The sequence below is a fragment of the Arachnia propionica genome, assembly GCF_900637725.1.
Classification (GTDB): Bacteria; Actinomycetota; Actinomycetes; order Propionibacteriales; family Propionibacteriaceae; genus Arachnia; species Arachnia propionica.
On the sequence record NZ_LR134406.1, the window covers coordinates 2,054,334 to 2,071,762 of the forward strand.

A 17,429-nucleotide genomic window follows, 5' to 3' on the forward strand; every position below is an offset into this window, starting at 1 on the left:
CGCGCGTCGGCAGGAAAGGGTCGTCATGTCACTATCAACCACCGCGTTGCACGGGCTGCACGAGGAATTGGGTGGTCGTCTGGTGGATTTCGCCGGGTGGGAGCTGCCCGTGCAGTTCGCCGGAATCATCGCGGAACACCAACACACACGGAAATCCGCCTCGCTGTTCGACGTCAGCCACATGGGTCAAGTTCTGATCTACCCAGAGTCCGGGAACCTGGCTGATGCCGCCGCTGCCCTCGAGACGCTGATCCCGGCCAGCGTCGCCGGGCTGAAGGAGGGACGCCAGCGTTACGGGTTGTTCACCGACGAGAACGGCGGGGTACTGGACGACCTCATGTTCGCCAACCACGGCGACCGCTACTTCCTGGTGGTCAACGCAGCCCGTTCCGATCACGACCTCGGGTTGCTGCGCACCCTCGAAAGGGTCACGGTAGAGCACATCACGGATCGTTCACTGCTGGCCCTGCAGGGTCCCCGGGCCGAGGAGGCCCTGGCCGGGTTGATCCCGGATGCGGCCGGGTTGAGGTTCATGGACTCCCAGATCCTCGACTGGGACGGCGTGACGGTCTGGGTCTCGCGTTCCGGATACACCGGCGAGGACGGCTTCGAGATCTCCGTGCCCAGCGCCGAGGCCGAGCGCCTGGCCCGCGCCCTCCTGGGGATCGGCTGGGTGCTCCCGGCGGGACTCGGTGCCCGCGACTCGCTGCGTCTCGAGGCGGGAATGCCCCTTTACGGACACGAGCTCAGCCCTCAGATCACACCGGTCGAGGCCGACCTGGGCTGGGCGATCCCCAAGGTGCGGCGCCTGGGTGGTTCCCGCGAGGGCGGATTCCCCGGGGCCGGGGTGATCCTGAAACAGCTAGCTGAGGGCACCTCCCGCAAACGGGTCGGTCTGCGCGCCGAAGGGCGTGCCCCTGTGCGTGAAGGCGCGAAGCTGTTCCTGTCCGAAACAGCCACCGAACCAGTCGCCGAGGTCACCTCCGGCGGTTTCGGTCCCACCGTGGGCGGCCCCATCGCCATGGCGATGCTGCCCACGGACATCCAGCCCGGAGCCACCGTCCACGCCGAGGTGCGCGGCAGGCGCCTCCCGTTGACGGTCACCGCACTACCGTTCATCACACCGTCCTACAAACGCTGAGGAGAGAGCAACATGATCAAGTACACCAAGGACCACGATTGGCTCGACAGCGGTGACGATGGGGTCGCCGTCGGCCTCACGGAGCACGCCACCAGCGAGCTGGGTGACGTCGTCTACGTCGAACTTCCCGAGGTCGGGACCGAGGTCACCAAGGGAGAGGAGATCGTCGTGATCGAATCCACCAAGGCCACCTCCGGGATCGTCGCCCCCTTTGACGGGGTGATCACCGAGGTCAACCAGACCGTGGTGGACTCCCCCGAGACCGTCAACGAGAACCCCGCTGGTTCCTGGTTCTTCAAGATCCGGCCAGAAGATCCCTCCGCGCTCGAGGAGTACCTCGACGAGGACGAGTACAAGGCCCTGATCGGCTGATGAGCACCTGGAACCCCACCAGCTACGACCCGGACGACTTCGCCAATCGCCGCCACATCGGCCCGAGCCCGGCCGAAATGGAGACCATGCTCTCGGCGATCGGGGTCGGCAGCCTCGACGAGTTGATCGACCAGACCGTGCCCGCCGGCCTCCGCCAGGCCGAACCGCTTGCCTGGGAGCCGCTGACGGAGGGCGCCGTGCTGGGTGAGCTGCGCAGGATCGCCTCCAGGAACCGGATCCGGACATCGATGATCGGCCAGGGCTACTACGGCACGATCACTCCCCCGGCGATCCAGCGCAACATCCTCGAGAACCCCGCCTGGTACACCTCCTACACCCCGTACCAGCCGGAGATCTCGCAGGGAAGACTGGAGGCGCTGCTGAACTTCCAGACCATGATCAGCGACCTGACCGGACTGGAGATCGCCAACGCCTCCCTGCTCGACGAGGCCACCGCCGCCGCGGAGGCGATGAACATGGCGTTCGCGGCGGGCAAGCGCAGGAAGTCGCGATTCTTCGCCGCGGCCGACCTGCACCCGCAGATCCTCAGCGTCCTGGCCACCCGGGCCCGTCCGCTGGGCATCGAACTGGTGATCGGCGAGGTCGAGGACCTGAACGTCGACGGCCTGTTCGGGGCCATCTTCGCCTATCCCGGCACCCACGGGCACCTGCGGGACCACACCGCGCGGTGCGAGGTCCTGCACGAGGCGGGTGCCCTGGCGATCGTGGCCGCCGACCTGCTGGCCCTGACCCTGCTGAAGGAACCAGGGGCGATGGGATTCGACATCGCGATCGGTTCGGCCCAGCGTTTCGGGGTCCCGATGGGTTTCGGTGGCCCGCACGCCGCGTTCATGGCCTGCCGGGACAAGCTGAAACGCACCATGCCCGGACGCCTGGTCGGGGTGTCCAAGGACAGCGCGGGCAATCGCGCCTACCGCCTGGCCCTCCAGACCCGGGAACAGCACATCAGGCGCGAGAAGGCCACGTCGAACGTCTGCACGGCCCAGGCGCTACTGGCGGTGATGGCGTCCTTCTACGCCGTCTTCCACGGCCCGGCCGGCCTCAAGGCAATCGGCCAGCGGGTCCATCTGATGGCGGTCACCCTCGCGGAGCACCTGCGCGCGGGGGGCGCCGTCGTCGAACCGGACGAGTTCTTCGACACGATCACCGTCCGGGTGGGGGTCGGCCAGGCGGGCATCATCGCCGCAGCCGAGCAGCGGGGCATCAACCTGCGCCGCGTCGGCCGCGACAGGGTGGGCATCTCGGTGGACGAAACCACCACCCTGGAGACCCTCGCGTCGGTGCTGGACGCCTTCGGTATCGAACCGGCCACTAAGCTCAGCCGGCGCCCAGCGATCCCGGATGCCCTGCTGCGCACCTCCGAGTACCTGACCCACCCGGTCTTCCACATGAACCGGGCCGAATCGGAAATGATGCGCTACATGCGCCGCCTCGCCGACCGGGACCTGGCACTGGACCGGGCGATGATCCCGCTGGGTTCCTGCACCATGAAACTGAACGCCGCGGCCGAGATGATGCCGATCACCTGGCCGGAGTTCGCAGGCCTGCACCCGTTCGCGCCCGCCTCACAGTCGGAGGGATACCGGGAACTGGCGGCGGACCTGGGGAAGCTGCTGTGCGAGATCACAGGCTACGACGCGTTCTCGATGCAACCCAACAGCGGCGCCCAGGGCGAGTACGCGGGGCTGCGGACGATCGCCGCCTATCACCGCGCCAACGGTGACGAGCGAGACGTCTGCCTGATCCCGACCTCGGCCCACGGCACGAACCCCGCTTCGGCGACCATGGCCGGCATGAGGGTTGTGGCGGTGAAGTCCGCCGAGAACGGCGACATCGACCTCGACGACTTCGCCGCCAGGGCGGAGGAGGCCGGCGACCGGTTGGCGGCCGCGATGATCACCTACCCGTCCACGCACGGCGTTTTCGAGGACACCGTCAGAAGGGTCTGCGAGATCACACACGCCCACGGCGGGCAGGTTTACATCGATGGCGCGAACATGAACGCCCTGGTCGGTCTCGTTCGCCCGGGGGACCTGGGTGGCGATGTCAGCCACGTGAACCTGCACAAAACCTTCGCCATCCCGCACGGCGGTGGCGGCCCCGGCATGGGACCCATCGGCGTGAAGGAACACCTGCAACCGCACCTGCCGGGTGACCCGGCAACGGGAGAGGAGGGCGCGGTCTCGGCCGCCGCTCTCGGGTCGGCCTCGATCCTGCCGATCTCGTGGGCCTACATCCGGCTCATGGGCGGCAGCGGGCTGACCCAGGCCACTCGGGTGGCGATCCTGAGCGCCAACTACCTCGCCTGCAGGCTCTCGGAGGCGTATCCGATCCTGTACCGCGGCGGGAACGGCCGGGTGGCTCACGAGTGCATCGTGGACACGCGCATCTTCGCGCGTCACGGCGTCACCGTCGATGATTTCGCCAAACGGCTGATCGATCACGGTTTCCACGCCCCCACCATGTCCTTCCCGGTGGCGGGCACGTTGATGGTGGAACCCACGGAGTCGGAGACCCTGGCCGAACTGGACCGGTTCGTCACCGCGATGCTGGACATCGCCCGCGAGGCCGACGACGTGGCCTCGGGGAGGATCGCCACCGAGGAGTCGCCGCTGCGCCGCGCCCCCCACACCGTGGAGGATCTCGTCGCCGACTGGGACCGTCCCTACTCGCGCGAGCAGGGCTGTTTCCCGGCCGGTGCGTTCCGGGTGGACAAGTACTGGCCGCCCGTCGGAAGGGTGGACAACGCCTACGGCGACCGGCACCTGGTGTGCAGCTGCCCTGCTTGGGAGGGCACCACGGCCTGAGGAAGTTCCGGGCCCCGTCCGGAAGTAGCGGGGCCCGGAAACGCACCAGCCACCACAGCCCATGGCTGGGTGAAAAGGTTCCGGGCCCGTTCCCTGCGCAGGGAACGGGCCCGGAACTGGTTCTCCGGCTGGATCAGTTGCTGCCGGTCAGCTTCTCACGAAGGGCCTGGAGGGCCTCATCGGAGGCAAGGGAGCCCTCGACGGGTTCGGTGGAGGTGGAGGCGTAGCCGGTGCCGGCCGTGGTGGCTGCCTGGCGTTCGGCCTCGGCGGCCTCGGCCACCTGACGCTTGTGGGCCTCCCAGCGGGCCTGGGCCTCGGCGTACTGCTGCTCCCAAGCGGCCTGCTGCTCCTCGTAGCCGGGCTTCCACTCGTTGGTCTCCGGGTCGAAGCCCTCGGGGTAGATGTAGTTGCCCTGCTCGTCGTAGCTGTCGGCCATACCGTAGAGGGAGGCGTCGAACTCGTCGGCGGCCACGTCGACACCTTCGTTGGCCTGCTTCAGCGACAGGGAGACGCGGCGGCGCTCCAGGTCGATGTCGATGACCTTGACCATCACCTCGTCGCCAACGGAGACGACCTGCTCCGGGATCTCGACGTGACGTTCAGCCAGTTCGGAGACGTGCACCAGGCCTTCGATGCCGTCGCCGACACGGACGAACGCACCGAACGGAACCAGCTTGGTGACCTTGCCGGGCACGATCTGACCGATCTGGTGCAGGCGCGCGAAGGTCTGCCACGGATCTTCCTGGGTTGCCTTCAGCGACAGGGACACGCGCTCGCGGTCCATGTCCACCTCGAGCACCTCGACGGTGACCGGGGTTCCGACCTCCACGACCTCGTTCGGGTGATCGATGTGCTTCCAGCTCAGTTCGGAGACGTGAACCAGGCCGTCGACCCCACCAAGATCCACGAACGCGCCGAAGTTGACGATGGAGGAGACCACGCCCTTGCGGATCTGGCCCTTCTGCAGCTGGTTGAGGAAGGTCTGGCGAACCTCGGACTGGGTCTGCTCCAGCCAGGCGCGACGCGACAGCACCACGTTGTTGCGGTTCTTGTCCAGTTCGATGATCTTGGCCTCGAGTTCCATGCCGACGTAGGGCTGGAGGTCGCGGACGCGGCGCATCTCGACCAGCGATGCGGGCAGGAACCCGCGCAGGCCGATGTCGACGATCAAACCGCCCTTGACCACCTCGATGACGGAACCGGAGACGACGCCATCTTCTTCCTTGATCTTCTCGATCGTGCCCCAGGCGCGCTCGTACTGGGCGCGTTTCTTGGACAGGATCAGGCGGCCCTCCTTGTCCTCCTTCTGCTGAACCAGGGCTTCGATCTCGTCGCCGACCCGGACCACGTCGAAGGGATCGACGTCGTGCTTGATGGAGAGTTCCTTGGATGGGATGACACCTTCGGTCTTGTAACCGATGTCGAGGAGGACTTCATCCCGGTCGACCTTGACGACAGTCCCGGAGACGATGTCGCCGTCGTTGAAGTACTTGATGGTGGCGTCGACGGCCGCCATGAAGGCTTCCGGGGAACCGAAATCGTCGACCGCTACGGTCGAGGCCTCAGTGGTGGAGGAGGACATGTAGTAGGGCTTTCACAATAAGGTTTCACCCTGCGCCCTGTCCCTCATCCCGGGTCGGGATGGGACTCGGGAGGACGGACACGCCGGCCCCACTCGGTCCGAGGGCAGGCAGGCCACAGTGCACATTAACCCTATCGTCGCCCCGGGGGGCGGTCAAGGTCGATCCGGACCAAATAATACGGGGAAAATAAAATACGGTAGGCCTGTTGGCCGTGGATGGAGCAGGGATTAACCTGTTCCCCGTGAATCTCGTCGAAGCTCTCAAGAACCGGAAGGTGCAGATCGGCATAGCCGCAGTCGCCGTCCTACTGGCCGTAGCCCTGACCCTCGTGTGGGTCCTCCAGCCCAAGAACGACAACCCCCAGGCCGGCGCCACGGCGTCGTCCAGCGGGACCGCCGACGGTGCGGCGGTCACTTCCCCCGAAGCATCCTCTCCCCCAGCCAGCCCAGGGGCCTGCGTAACGCCCGACGCTGCTGGTTTCGTCCCGGTCCGCTACTCGATTGAGAGCATAGGTGTCGAGGACAAGGTGATCTCCGGAGGCCGCGAGGAGGACGGTGCCGTTGCGGCACCGCCGAAGGGTGAGCCCCGGACCGCGCTGTGGTGGAACGAAGGTCCGAAGGCAGCCTCCAACGCCGGCCAGGTGGTGCTGACCATCCACACCTACCAGACCGGTGACGCCGTGGGGAACATGCTCTACAGCGACAACGGTGGCCTGCTCAAGGAGGGCGCTGTGCTGAAGCTCTACGCAGAAGACGGTCGCGTCGCCTGCTACAAGTACACCGAGTCCCAGAAGATCGCCGTCTCCGAGTACAAACCGGAGTCTGACGTTCTCGAACGCCACGAGGGAGACCCCGCACTCGCCATCGTCATCTGCTGGGATCACAACAAGAGCACCAACGATTGGGATTCCCGGGCCTTCATCAAGTTCAAGCCGGTGACCGACGCGGCCTGATCCCAGAAGGGTCGGCGGCTCAATGAGCCGCTGTGAACCACGAGTCGCCGACCCCGACCGAAACCTCCAGGGGCACCGCCAGATCCATGGCGGTGCCCATTTCTTTGCGCACCAGCTCCTCCACCGTTTCCCTCTCCCCCGGGAAGATCTCCAGGACGAGTTCGTCATGCACCTGGAGCAGCATGCGGCTGCGCAACCCCGCCGCGATCAACCCGCGTTCAACCTCGAGCATCGCCAGCTTGATGATGTCGGCCGCGGATCCTTGGATCGGGGAGTTGAGCGCTGCTCTCTCCGCCATTTCGCGCCGCTGCCGATTACTGGAGTTCAGGTCCGGCAGATAGCGTCGCCTTCCCAGCAGGGTCGAGGTGTAGCCCATCCTCCGGGCCTCGGCCACCACCTCCGCCAGATACTGCTGGACCCCACCGACCCGCGAGTTGTAGACCTCCATCAGCTCCTTCGCCTCGGCCACGGAGATCCCGAGCCTGGTGCTCAGCCCGTAGGCACCGAGCCCGTAGGCGAGCCCGTAGTTCATGGCCTTGACCCGGGCCCGCATCCGTCCCGTGACCTCTTCCGGGGCGACCCCGAAGACGATGGCCGCCATCTCCGCGTGGAAGTCCCTGCCGGACCTGAATGCGGCGATCAGCCCCTCATCGCCTGAGACGTGCGCCATGAGGCGCATCTCGATCTGCGAGTAGTCGGCGCTCATCAGCGCCTCGAACCCGTCGCCGGCCACGAAGGCGCTGCGGATCCGCCGCCCCAGCTCGGTGCGGATGGGAATGTTCTGCAGGTTCGGGTCGGTGGAGGACAGCCTTCCCGTCGCAGCGATGGTCTGCACGTAGGTGGTGTGGATGCGGCCGTCGGGCTGGATGGCGGCCAGCAATCCGTCGACGGTCTGCCTCAGCCTGATGCGGTCCCGGTGCGCCAGGAGATGCTCCAGGAACGGGTGCCCGGTGCGTTCGAAGAGCCCTTCGAGGGCCTCCGCGTCGGTGGTGTACCCGGATTTCGTGCGTCGGGTCTTCGGCATGTCGAGTTCCTCGAACAGCACCGCCTGCAGCTGCTTCGGGGAACCGAGGTTCACCTCGTGCCCCAGCACGTCCCACGCCGCCTGCTGGGCGGCCACGACGGCGGAGTCGAACTCGGCCCGCAACCCGTCCAGGACATCCCGATCCACGGCGATGCCGACGCGCTCGCAGTTCGCCAGGGTCCGTTGCAGCGGAAGTTCCACATCCCTCAGGAGCTCCGCCGCGGGCTGGGATTCGAGTTCGGGCCGCAACACCCGGGCCAGTTCCGCGATCGCCCGGGCATTCAGCATGGCCGCTCCTGCCGTGGCTCCCTCGTCGACCTCGAACAGGGATTCCTGGGCCTCGGCGGCAACCTCCACCACCAGCTCGCGGTGCAGGTACCGCTGCACCAGGGAGGCCAGTTCCTGCCCCCTGACGTCGGGTCGCAGCAGATAGGCCGCCAGGGCCACGTCCAGGACCACCCCACCCAGCTCCCAGCCCCTGGCCCAGATCGCCAGCAACGGGCCTTTTGCGTCGTGGACCACCTTGGGGCGTTCCGCATCCGCCAGCCAGTTCGCCATCGCTTCGTCATCGGCGGGGGTCAGTTTTCCGGGATCGATGAACGCCTCCGGCCCCTCGGCGGCCGCCAGGCCGAGGCCCCGCAGATCACCCGTCCCGGCCCCCCAGACGCCGACGAACGAAAGAGCCACCTCTCCCTCGGCGTTCTCCTCCAGCCAGGTCGCCACCTCACCGGGTTCCAAGGCCCTTCCAGTGACGGTGAACGCCTCCCGGGTCTCGTTCTGTTCGTCCCCGTTGTTCCCGTACAGCTGGGAAAGCCGTTCCTTCAGGGAACGGAACTCAAGGGCGGCGAACAACTGGGTGATGGCCTCCCGGTCCCAGTCGCGGCGTTCGGTCTGCTCGAAACCCAGGGGCAGTTCCAGGTCCCGCAGCAGCCGGTTCAGGCGCCGGTTGCGCCGCACTTCGTCGAGATGGTCCCGCAGCGACTGGCCCGCCTTGCCCGGAACCTGCTCGGCGCGTTCGATGATGTTCGCCAGGCCGTCGTAGGTGTTGATCCACTTGGCCGCGGTCTTGGGCCCGACGCCGGGAACCCCGGGCAGGTTGTCGCTGGTCTCCCCCACAAGCGCCGCCAGCTCCGGGTAGCGCTGCGGCGGCACGAGGTATTTCTCCTCCACCACGGCGGGTGTCATCCGCACCATGTCGCTCACCCCCTTGCGCGGGTACAGCACCGTGGTGTGGTCGGTCACCAGCTGCAGGGCGTCGCGGTCGCCCGTTGAGATCAGCACCTCGTAGCCCGCGGCCTCCGCCCGGGTGGCCATGGTTGCGATGATGTCGTCGGCCTCGTAGCCGGGCAGTTCGACGTGCGATATCCGCAGCCCGTCAAGAACCTCCTTGATCAGCTCCACCTGCCCCCTGAACTCCTGCGGCGACGCGCTCCGGGTGGCCTTGTACTCCGGGTAGGTCTCGTTGCGGAAAGATTCCCGGCCCACGTCGAAGGCGACGGCCACGTGGCTCGGTTTCTCGGAGGTCAGCAACCCGATGAGCATGGAGACGAAACCATGCACTGCGTTCGTGTGCTGTCCCGTCGAGGTCTGGAAGTTCTCGACCGGCAGCGCGTAGAAGGCCCTGTAGGCCATGGAGTGTCCGTCGATGAGGAGCAGGCGATTCACGCCACCAAATCTACTGTGCGAGACTGGCGATCATGATCGACGCCACCGCGCTACCCCCCTCTTCGCTGCACGAGAAACTGGGCATCGAGATCACCCGGGCCAGCGCGGCGGAGGTGGTCGGTTCCATGCCAGTGGTGGGGAACACACAGCCCGCCGGGCTGCTGCACGGAGGAGCGACCGCGGCTCTGGTGGAGGGTTTGGCCTCCCTGGCCGCCTGGTTGCACGCCCAGCCGGAACGGGTCGCGGTGGGCGTCGACCTCAACCTCACCCACCTGCGCCCCGTCGTCTCGGGCAGGGTCATGGGCAGGGCGGTTCCCGTTCATCTGGGAAACGGAACCACCGTTCACACGGTTGAGGTGCACGATGAAGAGGGACGACTCACCGCCGTCGGCCGCCTGACATCCCGGCTCGTGGCCCCCCCGGGAATGATCACTTCTTCCGTTTGTGGGAGATGACGCCCTCGGCGACCTCGCGCATTGACTTGCGTAGGTCCATGGCGGTCTTCTGGATCCACCGGAACGCCTCGGGTTCGGTCAGCCCCAGCCCCTCCTGCAGCATTCCCTTGGCCTGGTCGATGATCTTCCGGGACTCGAACCGGTCCTCCAGGTTCGCCAGTTCCTCCTCGATGGCCCGCAACTCGGCGAAACGCCCAATGGCCACCTCGATGGCGGGCACCACCTCGCTGGCCCCGAAGGGTTTGACGAGATACCCCATCACACCGGCGTCACGCGCCCGCTCAACCAGTTCGCTCTGACTGAAAGCGGTGAGCATGAGGATGGGGGCGATGCGTTCCTCACCGATGATCTCGGCCGCGGTGATGCCGTCCATGCCGGGCATCTTCACGTCCATGATGATCAGGTCGGGTTCCAGCTCCCGGGCAAGCTTGACGGCCTCTTCGCCATCCGCTGCCTGCCCCACAACTTCAAAACCTTCTTCGGTCAGCAACTCCACCAAGTCGAGGCGGATGAGCGCCTCGTCCTCGGCAATGAGCACCTTCTTCGGCCGCTTCTGGCCCATGCTTCTAGCTCCATTCCCCTTCGAGTGGACCGACAGGTCTCCAGACATGGATTCAGCAGGCATTCTAGCGCGCCACTAGGGGTTTGGGCGAAGAAACGGGCAGTTGTGGCACAATGGCCTTCGTTGCCCGGGTGGCGGAATGGTAGACGCGACTGACTCAAAATCAGTTGGCCCAAAAGGCCGTAGGGGTTCGAGTCCCCTGCCGGGTACGAAAAGGAGGGTGGGAGCCGATTCATCGGCTCCCACCCTCCTTGGTCCGGGTTCAGGCGTCGGTTTCGCCCTTGGCCTTGACCTTGTGGACACGCAGGTTGTTCGTCTTCCCCGGAACCCCCATGGGCGAGCCGGACAGGATGACGATGCGCTCACCGACCTCGATCATGCCCCGTTCCCGGAGGAACGCGTCGACGGTTTCCACCATCTGCTCCTGGACCGTGAAGTCCGGGGTGATGTGGGCCTCGACTCCCCAGGTGAGGGTCATGGCCTGCCGGGTTGTCACCTCCGGGGTGAACACCAGCAGCGGGATGGAGGGGCGCAGACGGGACAGCCGCCGGGCGGTGTCGCCGGACTTGGTGAAGGCGACCAGGTAGCGGGCACCGACCCGCCTGGTGACCTCCACCGCCGCGTGCGCGAGAACACCTCCGGTGGTGTGGGGATCCCAGTCGATGGCGTGGATCTCGGCGTGGCCGTCGTGTTCCGTGGCCTCAACGATCCGGGCCATGGTCTGGACGGTCTCCACCGGGTAGTCGCCGACGGAGGTCTCGCCGGAGAGCATCACGCCGTCCGCGCCGTCGAGGATCGCGTTCGCCACGTCGGAGGCCTCGGCGCGGGTGGGCCGTGGGGAGGAGATCATGGACTCCAGCATCTGGGTGGCGACGATGACGGGCTTGGCCCACTTGCGTGCCGCGCGAATGATCTGTTTCTGGACCAGCGGCACGTCCTCGAGCGGAAGCTCGACCCCGAGGTCGCCGCGAGCGACCATGAAGGCGTCGAAGGCGTCGACGATCTCCTGGAGGTTCGCGATCGCCTGCGGTTTCTCCAGTTTCGCGATGACGGGGATGCGGCGGCCTTCCTCCTCCATGATCTCGTGGACCCGTTTGATGTCGTCGCCGCTGCGGACGAAGGACAACGCGATCATGTCGATGTCCTTCGAGAGCGCCCAGCGCAGGTCCCGCTCGTCCTTCTCGCTCATGGCGGGAACGGACACGGCAACCCCGGGCAGGTTGATTCCCTTGTTGTTGGAAACCGGACCCGCGACGACCACTTCGCAGAGCACCTCGGTGGGCGAGACCTCCAAGGCCCGCAGCCCCACCTTGCCGTCGTCGATCAGGACCTGGTCACCCGGTTTCACGTCCCCGGGGAGACCCTTGAAAGTGGTGGAGCAGCGTTCCTTGGTGCCAAGGATGTCCTCGATGGTGATGGTGAAGCGGTCCCCCCGCTCCAAGTAGTGTTTCTGGTCGTCGACGAACCTGCCGAGACGGATCTTCGGTCCCTGGAGATCTGCCAGGACACCCACTGTGCGACCAGCGATCCGGGCGGCTTCGCGTACGGCATTGAGACGGCCTTCGTGCTCGTCGTAATCCCCGTGGCTCATGTTGAGACGAGCGACATTCATTCCGGCGTTTATGAGTTGAACGAGACGGTCGGTCGTGTTTACGGCCGGACCCAGAGTACAAACGATCTTTGCTCTACGCACGCCGCAACCCTACCTCACGACCTCAATCCGACCTCACCTCGCGCAGGGCGTGTTCAAGGTCCCGCGGCAGCTCCGATTTGAACTCGACACGGTTTCCCTCCACCGGGTGTTCGAAGGCCAGGCGGGTGGCGTGCAGCCACTGCCTGTCGAGCCCGAGCCGCTTGGCCAGGGCGGGGTCCGAGCCATAGAGCGGATCCCCGCAGCAGGGGTGCCCGATCGCGGCGAAGTGCACCCGGATCTGGTGGGTGCGCCCGGTCTCCAAGCTGACCTCGACGAGGGTGGCCGCGCGGTGTGCCTCGAGGGTCTCGTAGTGCGTGACCGATTCCCGGCCACCCCCCACGATCGCCATCTTCCACTCATGCCCCGGGTGCCGGCCGATCGGGGCGTCGATGGTTCCCGAGAACGGGTCGGGATGTCCCTGCACGAGCGCCTGGTAGGTCTTGTCGACGGCCTTGTCCCGGAACGCCTGCTTCAGCACGGAATAGGCCCGCTCGGAACGGGCCAGCACCATCAGACCGGAGGTTCCGACGTCGAGCCGCGAGACCACCCCCTGCCGCTCCGGTGCCCCCGAGGTCGCGATGGCGATACCCGCGGCGGCCAAGTGTTCGGTGACGGAGGGTCCCTCCCAGCCCAGGCTCGGATGGGCCGCGACTCCTGCCGGCTTGTCCACCACGACTATGTCCCGGTCCTCGTGGATGATCTCGAGGCCGCCGACCAGCCGGGGCCTCGACGCAACCTGGGTGGGGCGGGGTTCGGTGACCAGCTCCAGCATCGCCCCCGCGGTGACTATCCGGGAGGCCCGCTTCACGGTTTCACCGTCCAGCAGCATCCCCCCGGCCGCGATCAGCTCGGCCACCCGGGAACGGCTGTGGCCCGTCACCCGGGAGGCGACTACATCGATTCGCTGGCCCGCCAGGGCGTCCGGCACCAGGAAAACGTTCATGCCCGCTCGGATCCCTTCCCATCGCTGGAGGGGTTTCTCAGGCTCAGCAGCACCACCAGGACGGCCGCGCTGGTGATGCAGATGTCGGCCACGTTGAAGATGGCGAAGTGAGGCAGCTGGATGAAGTCGACGACATGCCCCAGCAACGGACCGGGGGCCCTGAGGAGCCTGTCGTGGAGGTTTCCCGAGATCCCAGCCATAAACAGCCCGACCGCAAGTCCCTGGGGAAGGGTGCGCACCCTGCGCAGCGCGACGAAGACACAGGCCAGCAACGCTACGATCGCGAAGATGCTGAGCGCCAGGGTCATCGATGTCCCGAGACTGAAGGCCGCCCCTGGGTTGAAGGTCAGGTTGAACCGCAGCAGGGTACCGACCACCTCGACCGGCCGTCCCGGCGTGAGGGCGCCCAGCACGGCCCCCTTGGAGGCCTGATCCGCTCCCAGCCCCAGCAGGGCGACACCAACGGCAAGCAGGGCCGGGAGCCCGCGGTTCAGCGGCGTTCCTCGCGCTGCTTGCAGGCGACGCACATCGTCGCCCGCGGGAAAACCTGAAGCCTGCCCTTCCCTATCGGGTTACCGCAGACCTCACAGAGCCCGTATTGGCCCTCGTCGAACAGGTGCAGGGCGAGTCGCGCCTGATCGGCCATCTCCCGGGCATTCTGCGCAAGGGACAGCTCCTGGTCGCGTTCAAAATTGGACGAGCCGACATCGGCGGGATCGCGTCCGGCTCCGTCGTTGCCCTGCAGGAGAAGATCGCTCAACTCGCTGTCGGTGGCGGCCACCTTCTTGTCGAGTCTTTCCAGTTCCTCGACGAGAACCTCGCGTTGTTCCCGGATCTCCTCCGGGGTCCATGGTTCCTCACCATCACGGACGGGGAGGATCACGGGCTCTGAGGGGTTGGTGGATGGCATTGTCTCGTCCTCGGGGGGGTTTGAATGATGGTCCGGTGGAGAGTACACCCTCACCGGACCATCAACCAGTCTTTTGCCTTCGCTCAGGCCAGGCGGTCCTGGGCAGCGAGCGCGTCCAGGCGGGGGGTCCTGGAACGCTCGGCCAGCTCTGGGACGTCCAAGGGCTCCGGCAGGTTCTGTTCAAGGGACTCGAGGTGCCGCGACAGGTAACCGCGCATGTTCTCGCGGTAGCTGGACTCGAAGCCACGCAACGCGGCGACCTTCTGCGTAAGGATGCCCTGTTCCCGTTCCAGTTCGGCGAACAGCTCGGTGCGGCGGCGGTCCACCTCACCGTTGACGCGATCCGCGCGGCTCTGGGCGTCGCGGTTGATCTGGTCCGCGTTGACCCGGGCCTCGGACTCGATGCGCTCGGCGCGTGTGCGGGCATCCGTGGTGATCTCGTAAGCCTGCTGCTTCGCCTCGTTGATCTTGCGCTGGGCCTCGTTGTTGGCCTCGTCCACGAGCCTTTCCGCCTGCTCGGTGGCCAGCGACACGAGCCGCACGACGGCGGGGGTTGCTTCTTCTCGGGTGGCGACCTGGAGGGTCTCCGTGTTGCCTGCCATGTGGCTGACACGGGAACTGCGGGCCTCGTCGAGTTCGCGACGGGCACGGTCGAGCTCACTGCGGAGCCTCTCGTTGTCCTGGGTGAGCTGCGCGACGCGCTTGTCATCCAGTTGCCCGGGGGCAACCACGGGAACCTGCTGCTTGGCCTGCTGGGCCACCTGGTTGCGCAGCCGCTCGATCTCGCCCCGGAGCGAGTTGATCTCGTGGTCCTTGGCGGCCAAGGCCTCGTCGTTGCCCGCAGGCACCGAGTCCCCGGTCGTGCGAGCGGCCTCCACCTCCCGGCGAAGCAGGTCCCGCTCGTTCTCGAACTGCGCGAACGACTCCTCCACCTTGTCAATGAAAGTGTCGACATCACCGACCTCGTACCCGGTGGCACCACGGCGTGCCATCCGGAACCGGACTCGGCGAACCTCTTCCAGGGTCAGGCTCATCTTTACTCCCACACGGTTGAAGAATCTTTGTGCCCGATCCTGAGAAACCCCGGGCACAACGTTAAGGTTACTCTAATAGTTCACCAGATCCAACGAGCTGAACGAGCACGACACGCCCGGTCAGAACGGGATCCGGAGCGCGAAACTCCTGAGCAGGTAGATCACAAGGAACAGCACCAGCACCCCCAGATCCAGTGAAATCGCCCCCATCCGCACCGGTTTGATGAACGAACGAAGCAGCTTCAGGGGCGGGTCGGTGACGAAATAGACGGACTCCACCACCACCAGCACCACCCCTCGCGGGGTCCAGCCCTGGTTCAGCAACGGCACCCAGGAGAGCAGGACCCTCACCAGCAGGACCAGCATGTAGACCTGGAGGATCCAGAACAGCGTCAGGGCAACCACAGGTCAGCTCTGGTTGAAGAAACCGCCGGTGGCCAGCTTCTGTTTGTCCTCGGGCCCGACGACGAGGTTGTGCGGGCACAGCAGGAACACCTGGCTGGAGATGCGCTCGATGTTGCCGCGCAGCCCGAAGATCAGGCCAGCGGCAAAGTCGACGAGCCGCTTGTCCTCTCCGCGCTCCATGTCCGAGAGGTTCATGATGACGGGGATCCCGTCCCGGTAGTTCTCCCCGATGGAACGGGCCTCGTTGTAGCTGCGGGGCCTCACATAGATGATTCGGCTGAGATCTGTCACCTGACGCGGCTCCGAAGTGGGGGTGGGTACGGATGCCGCCCCGGATGCCGGGGCAGGAACCGGCGCGGGGGCCGGAGCCGGTGCCGGCGCGGGCGCGGTGGCATCGGATCTGACGGCGTGGGGACGGCGGTGGAGCTTGGCCACGGGCTTGGGCTCGGGCTCCGGCTCCGCGTACTCATCCACCGAGTACTCCTCGGACAGCTCGTCCTTGGGGTCGCTGTAGCGCCCGTCCTCGACGAGACCCATCCATTCAGCCAGCTTCCGTACACCCACGGCACGCCTCCCTAAAACACTTTCGTCGCTTGAGATTACAGACAAGGTGCCCGGAACCGGGTGCAATGACCGCCGACACGCCGTCACTTCATGAAGTCGGGCACATCCAGGTCGTCATCATCGTCCGCCCGCAGCGGCCGCGGTTCCGGGCGGGTCGGTGGCATGGGCGTCACGTGCGGAGGGGCCAGGCGGGAACCGCCACCACCGGTGAGGGGCGTTCCCCCCGCGAGCGGGCTGGGGCCTCCGCCAGGAACACCACCGAAACCTCCGCGGGGCTGGGGCGGCTGCTGCTGGTTGCTGCGGGCGGTCTCGAGACGCGGCGGACGGGGCGGATGCCCACCGTCGAAACCGGCTGCGATCACGGTGATGCGGACCTCGTCGCCCAGCGCGTCGTCGATGACCGTGCCGAAGATGATGTTCGCCTCGTCGTGCGCGGCCTCCTCGATGAGCTGGGCAGCGGCCGAGACCTCGAACAACCCGAGATCCGAGCCGCCCGCGATCGACAGCAGCACCCCGTGGGCACCGTCGATGCTCGCCTCCAGCAGCGGGGAGGAGATCGCCATCTCCGCCGCGGCGCGGGCCCTGTCCTCGCCCCGGGCGGATCCGATGCCCATCAGGGCGGAACCCGCCTGGCTCATGATCGATTTGACGTCCGCGAAGTCGAGGTTGATCAGGCCGGGGGTGGTGATCAGGTCCGTGATGCCGGAAACACCCTGCATCAGCACCTGGTCCGCCTGCTTGAAGGCGTCGAGGATGGCCACCTGGTGGTCGGTCATCTGTAGCAGTTTGTCGTTGGGGATGACGATCAGGGTGTCCACCTCCTCCCGCAACGCCTCGATGCCGGAATCGGCCTGGGTGGCGCGGCGGCGCCCCTCGAAGGAGAACGGCCGCGTCACAACACCGATCGTGAGGGCGCCGAGGGAACGGGCGATCTTGGCGACTATGGGCGCGGCCCCCGTGCCGGTGCCACCTCCTTCACCGGCCGTGACGAAGACCATGTCGGCGCCCTTCAGGGCCTCCTCGATGTCCTCGGAGTGATCCTCCGCGGCCTGACGCCCCTTGGAGGGATCGGCCCCGGCGCCCAGACCACGGGTCAACTCGCGGCCGACGTCGAGCTTGACGTCGGCGTCACTCATGAGCAACGCCTGGGCGTCGGTGTTCACGGCGATGAACTCGACGCCGCGCAACCCGGCCTCGATCATCCGGTTGACGGCGTTCACTCCGCCGCCGCCGACACCAACGACCTTTATAACCGCCAGGTAGTTCTGAGATGCGCTTGCCATGACCGCCATTCCTGT

At 66.5% G+C, this 17,429-nt stretch carries 16 protein-coding genes and 1 tRNA gene; 6 read left to right on the forward strand and 11 right to left on the reverse strand.

Annotation, left to right across the window (positions count from 1 at the left end; all coding sequences use genetic code 11):
- The first annotated feature begins 25 nt into the window (after positions 1–25).
- Genes gcvT through gcvP form a run of 3 tightly spaced genes read left to right on the forward strand, consistent with a single transcriptional unit; the run spans position 26 to position 4,341 of the window.
- Positions 26–1,141, forward strand: a complete 1,116-nt coding sequence (gene gcvT, locus EL272_RS09075; protein WP_061786827.1) for a glycine cleavage system aminomethyltransferase GcvT — start codon at positions 26–28, stop codon at positions 1,139–1,141.
- A gap of 12 nt (positions 1,142–1,153) precedes the next feature.
- A complete protein-coding gene (gene gcvH, locus EL272_RS09080) occupies positions 1,154–1,513 on the forward strand; it encodes a glycine cleavage system protein GcvH (protein WP_014846905.1) in 360 nt (119 codons plus the stop codon).
- A complete protein-coding gene (gene gcvP / locus EL272_RS09085; RefSeq protein WP_061786826.1) occupies positions 1,513–4,341 on the forward strand; it encodes an aminomethyl-transferring glycine dehydrogenase in 2,829 nt (942 codons plus the stop codon). The genes gcvH and gcvP overlap by 1 nt, the downstream gene beginning before the upstream one ends.
- 133 nt (positions 4,342–4,474) lie before the next feature.
- Here gcvP and rpsA read toward each other — a convergent pair whose 3' ends face one another.
- The gene (gene rpsA, locus EL272_RS09090; protein WP_014846907.1) at positions 4,475–5,923 is read right to left on the reverse strand and encodes a 30S ribosomal protein S1; all 1,449 of its coding nucleotides are present in this window, start codon (positions 5,921–5,923) and stop codon (positions 4,475–4,477) included.
- A gap of 242 nt (positions 5,924–6,165) precedes the next feature.
- Here rpsA and EL272_RS09095 point away from each other — a divergent pair, with 242 nt between their 5' ends.
- A complete protein-coding gene (locus EL272_RS09095) occupies positions 6,166–6,876 on the forward strand; it encodes a class F sortase (protein WP_014846908.1) in 711 nt (236 codons plus the stop codon).
- A gap of 19 nt (positions 6,877–6,895) precedes the next feature.
- Here the strand turns inward: EL272_RS09095 and polA are convergent, their stop codons facing one another.
- Positions 6,896–9,565 (reverse strand): DNA polymerase I, encoded by a 2,670-nt coding sequence (gene polA / locus EL272_RS09100; RefSeq protein WP_073969930.1) that lies wholly within the window; start codon positions 9,563–9,565, stop codon positions 6,896–6,898.
- Between the two features lie 32 nt (positions 9,566–9,597).
- On the opposite strand from polA, the gene EL272_RS09105 reads away from it, so the two are divergent.
- Positions 9,598–10,020 carry a PaaI family thioesterase gene (locus EL272_RS09105; RefSeq protein ID WP_061786825.1) on the forward strand — a complete coding sequence of 141 codons (423 nt, stop codon included), beginning with the start codon at positions 9,598–9,600 and terminating at the stop codon, positions 10,018–10,020.
- Here EL272_RS09105 and EL272_RS09110 read toward each other — a convergent pair.
- Entirely contained in the window at positions 9,995–10,582 is a 588-nt protein-coding gene (locus EL272_RS09110; protein WP_014846911.1) for an ANTAR domain-containing response regulator, read from the reverse strand. The genes EL272_RS09105 and EL272_RS09110 overlap by 26 nt on opposite strands.
- A gap of 125 nt (positions 10,583–10,707) precedes the next feature.
- Between EL272_RS09110 and EL272_RS09115 the strand changes: the two genes are divergently transcribed.
- Positions 10,708–10,791 (forward strand) — tRNA-Leu (locus tag EL272_RS09115).
- A gap of 53 nt (positions 10,792–10,844) precedes the next feature.
- On the opposite strand, the gene pyk is transcribed toward EL272_RS09115, so the two are convergent.
- From pyk to ftsZ, 8 genes are all read right to left on the reverse strand, one after another.
- Positions 10,845–12,275 (reverse strand): pyruvate kinase, encoded by a 1,431-nt coding sequence (gene pyk, locus EL272_RS09120; RefSeq protein WP_014846912.1) that lies wholly within the window; start codon positions 12,273–12,275, stop codon positions 10,845–10,847.
- A 22-nt stretch (positions 12,276–12,297) separates the two neighbouring features.
- Positions 12,298–13,218, reverse strand: a complete 921-nt coding sequence (locus EL272_RS09125) for an RluA family pseudouridine synthase (protein ID WP_061786824.1) — start codon at positions 13,216–13,218, stop codon at positions 12,298–12,300.
- A complete protein-coding gene (locus EL272_RS09130) occupies positions 13,215–13,745 on the reverse strand; it encodes a signal peptidase II (RefSeq protein WP_014846914.1) in 531 nt (176 codons plus the stop codon). The genes EL272_RS09125 and EL272_RS09130 overlap by 4 nt, the downstream gene beginning before the upstream one ends.
- Positions 13,709–14,128 carry a TraR/DksA family transcriptional regulator gene (locus tag EL272_RS09135; RefSeq protein ID WP_014846915.1) on the reverse strand — a complete coding sequence of 140 codons (420 nt, stop codon included), beginning with the start codon at positions 14,126–14,128 and terminating at the stop codon, positions 13,709–13,711. Before EL272_RS09135 ends, EL272_RS09130 begins: the two co-directional genes overlap by 37 nt.
- A gap of 83 nt (positions 14,129–14,211) precedes the next feature.
- On the reverse strand, positions 14,212–15,162 hold the full coding sequence (locus EL272_RS09140; RefSeq protein WP_014846916.1) for a DivIVA domain-containing protein: 951 nt from the start codon (positions 15,160–15,162) through the stop codon (positions 14,212–14,214).
- Between the two features lie 120 nt (positions 15,163–15,282).
- Positions 15,283–15,567, reverse strand: a complete 285-nt coding sequence (locus EL272_RS09145) for a YggT family protein (protein WP_014846917.1) — start codon at positions 15,565–15,567, stop codon at positions 15,283–15,285.
- Between the two features lie 3 nt (positions 15,568–15,570).
- The gene (locus tag EL272_RS09150; RefSeq protein WP_014846918.1) at positions 15,571–16,104 is read right to left on the reverse strand and encodes a cell division protein SepF; all 534 of its coding nucleotides are present in this window, start codon (positions 16,102–16,104) and stop codon (positions 15,571–15,573) included.
- A 110-nt stretch (positions 16,105–16,214) separates the two neighbouring features.
- Positions 16,215–17,414: a cell division protein FtsZ gene (ftsZ, locus tag EL272_RS09155; protein ID WP_014846919.1), complete on the reverse strand. Its 1,200-nt coding sequence runs from the start codon at positions 17,412–17,414 to the stop codon at positions 16,215–16,217.
- Positions 17,415–17,429: the final 15 nt, after the last annotated feature.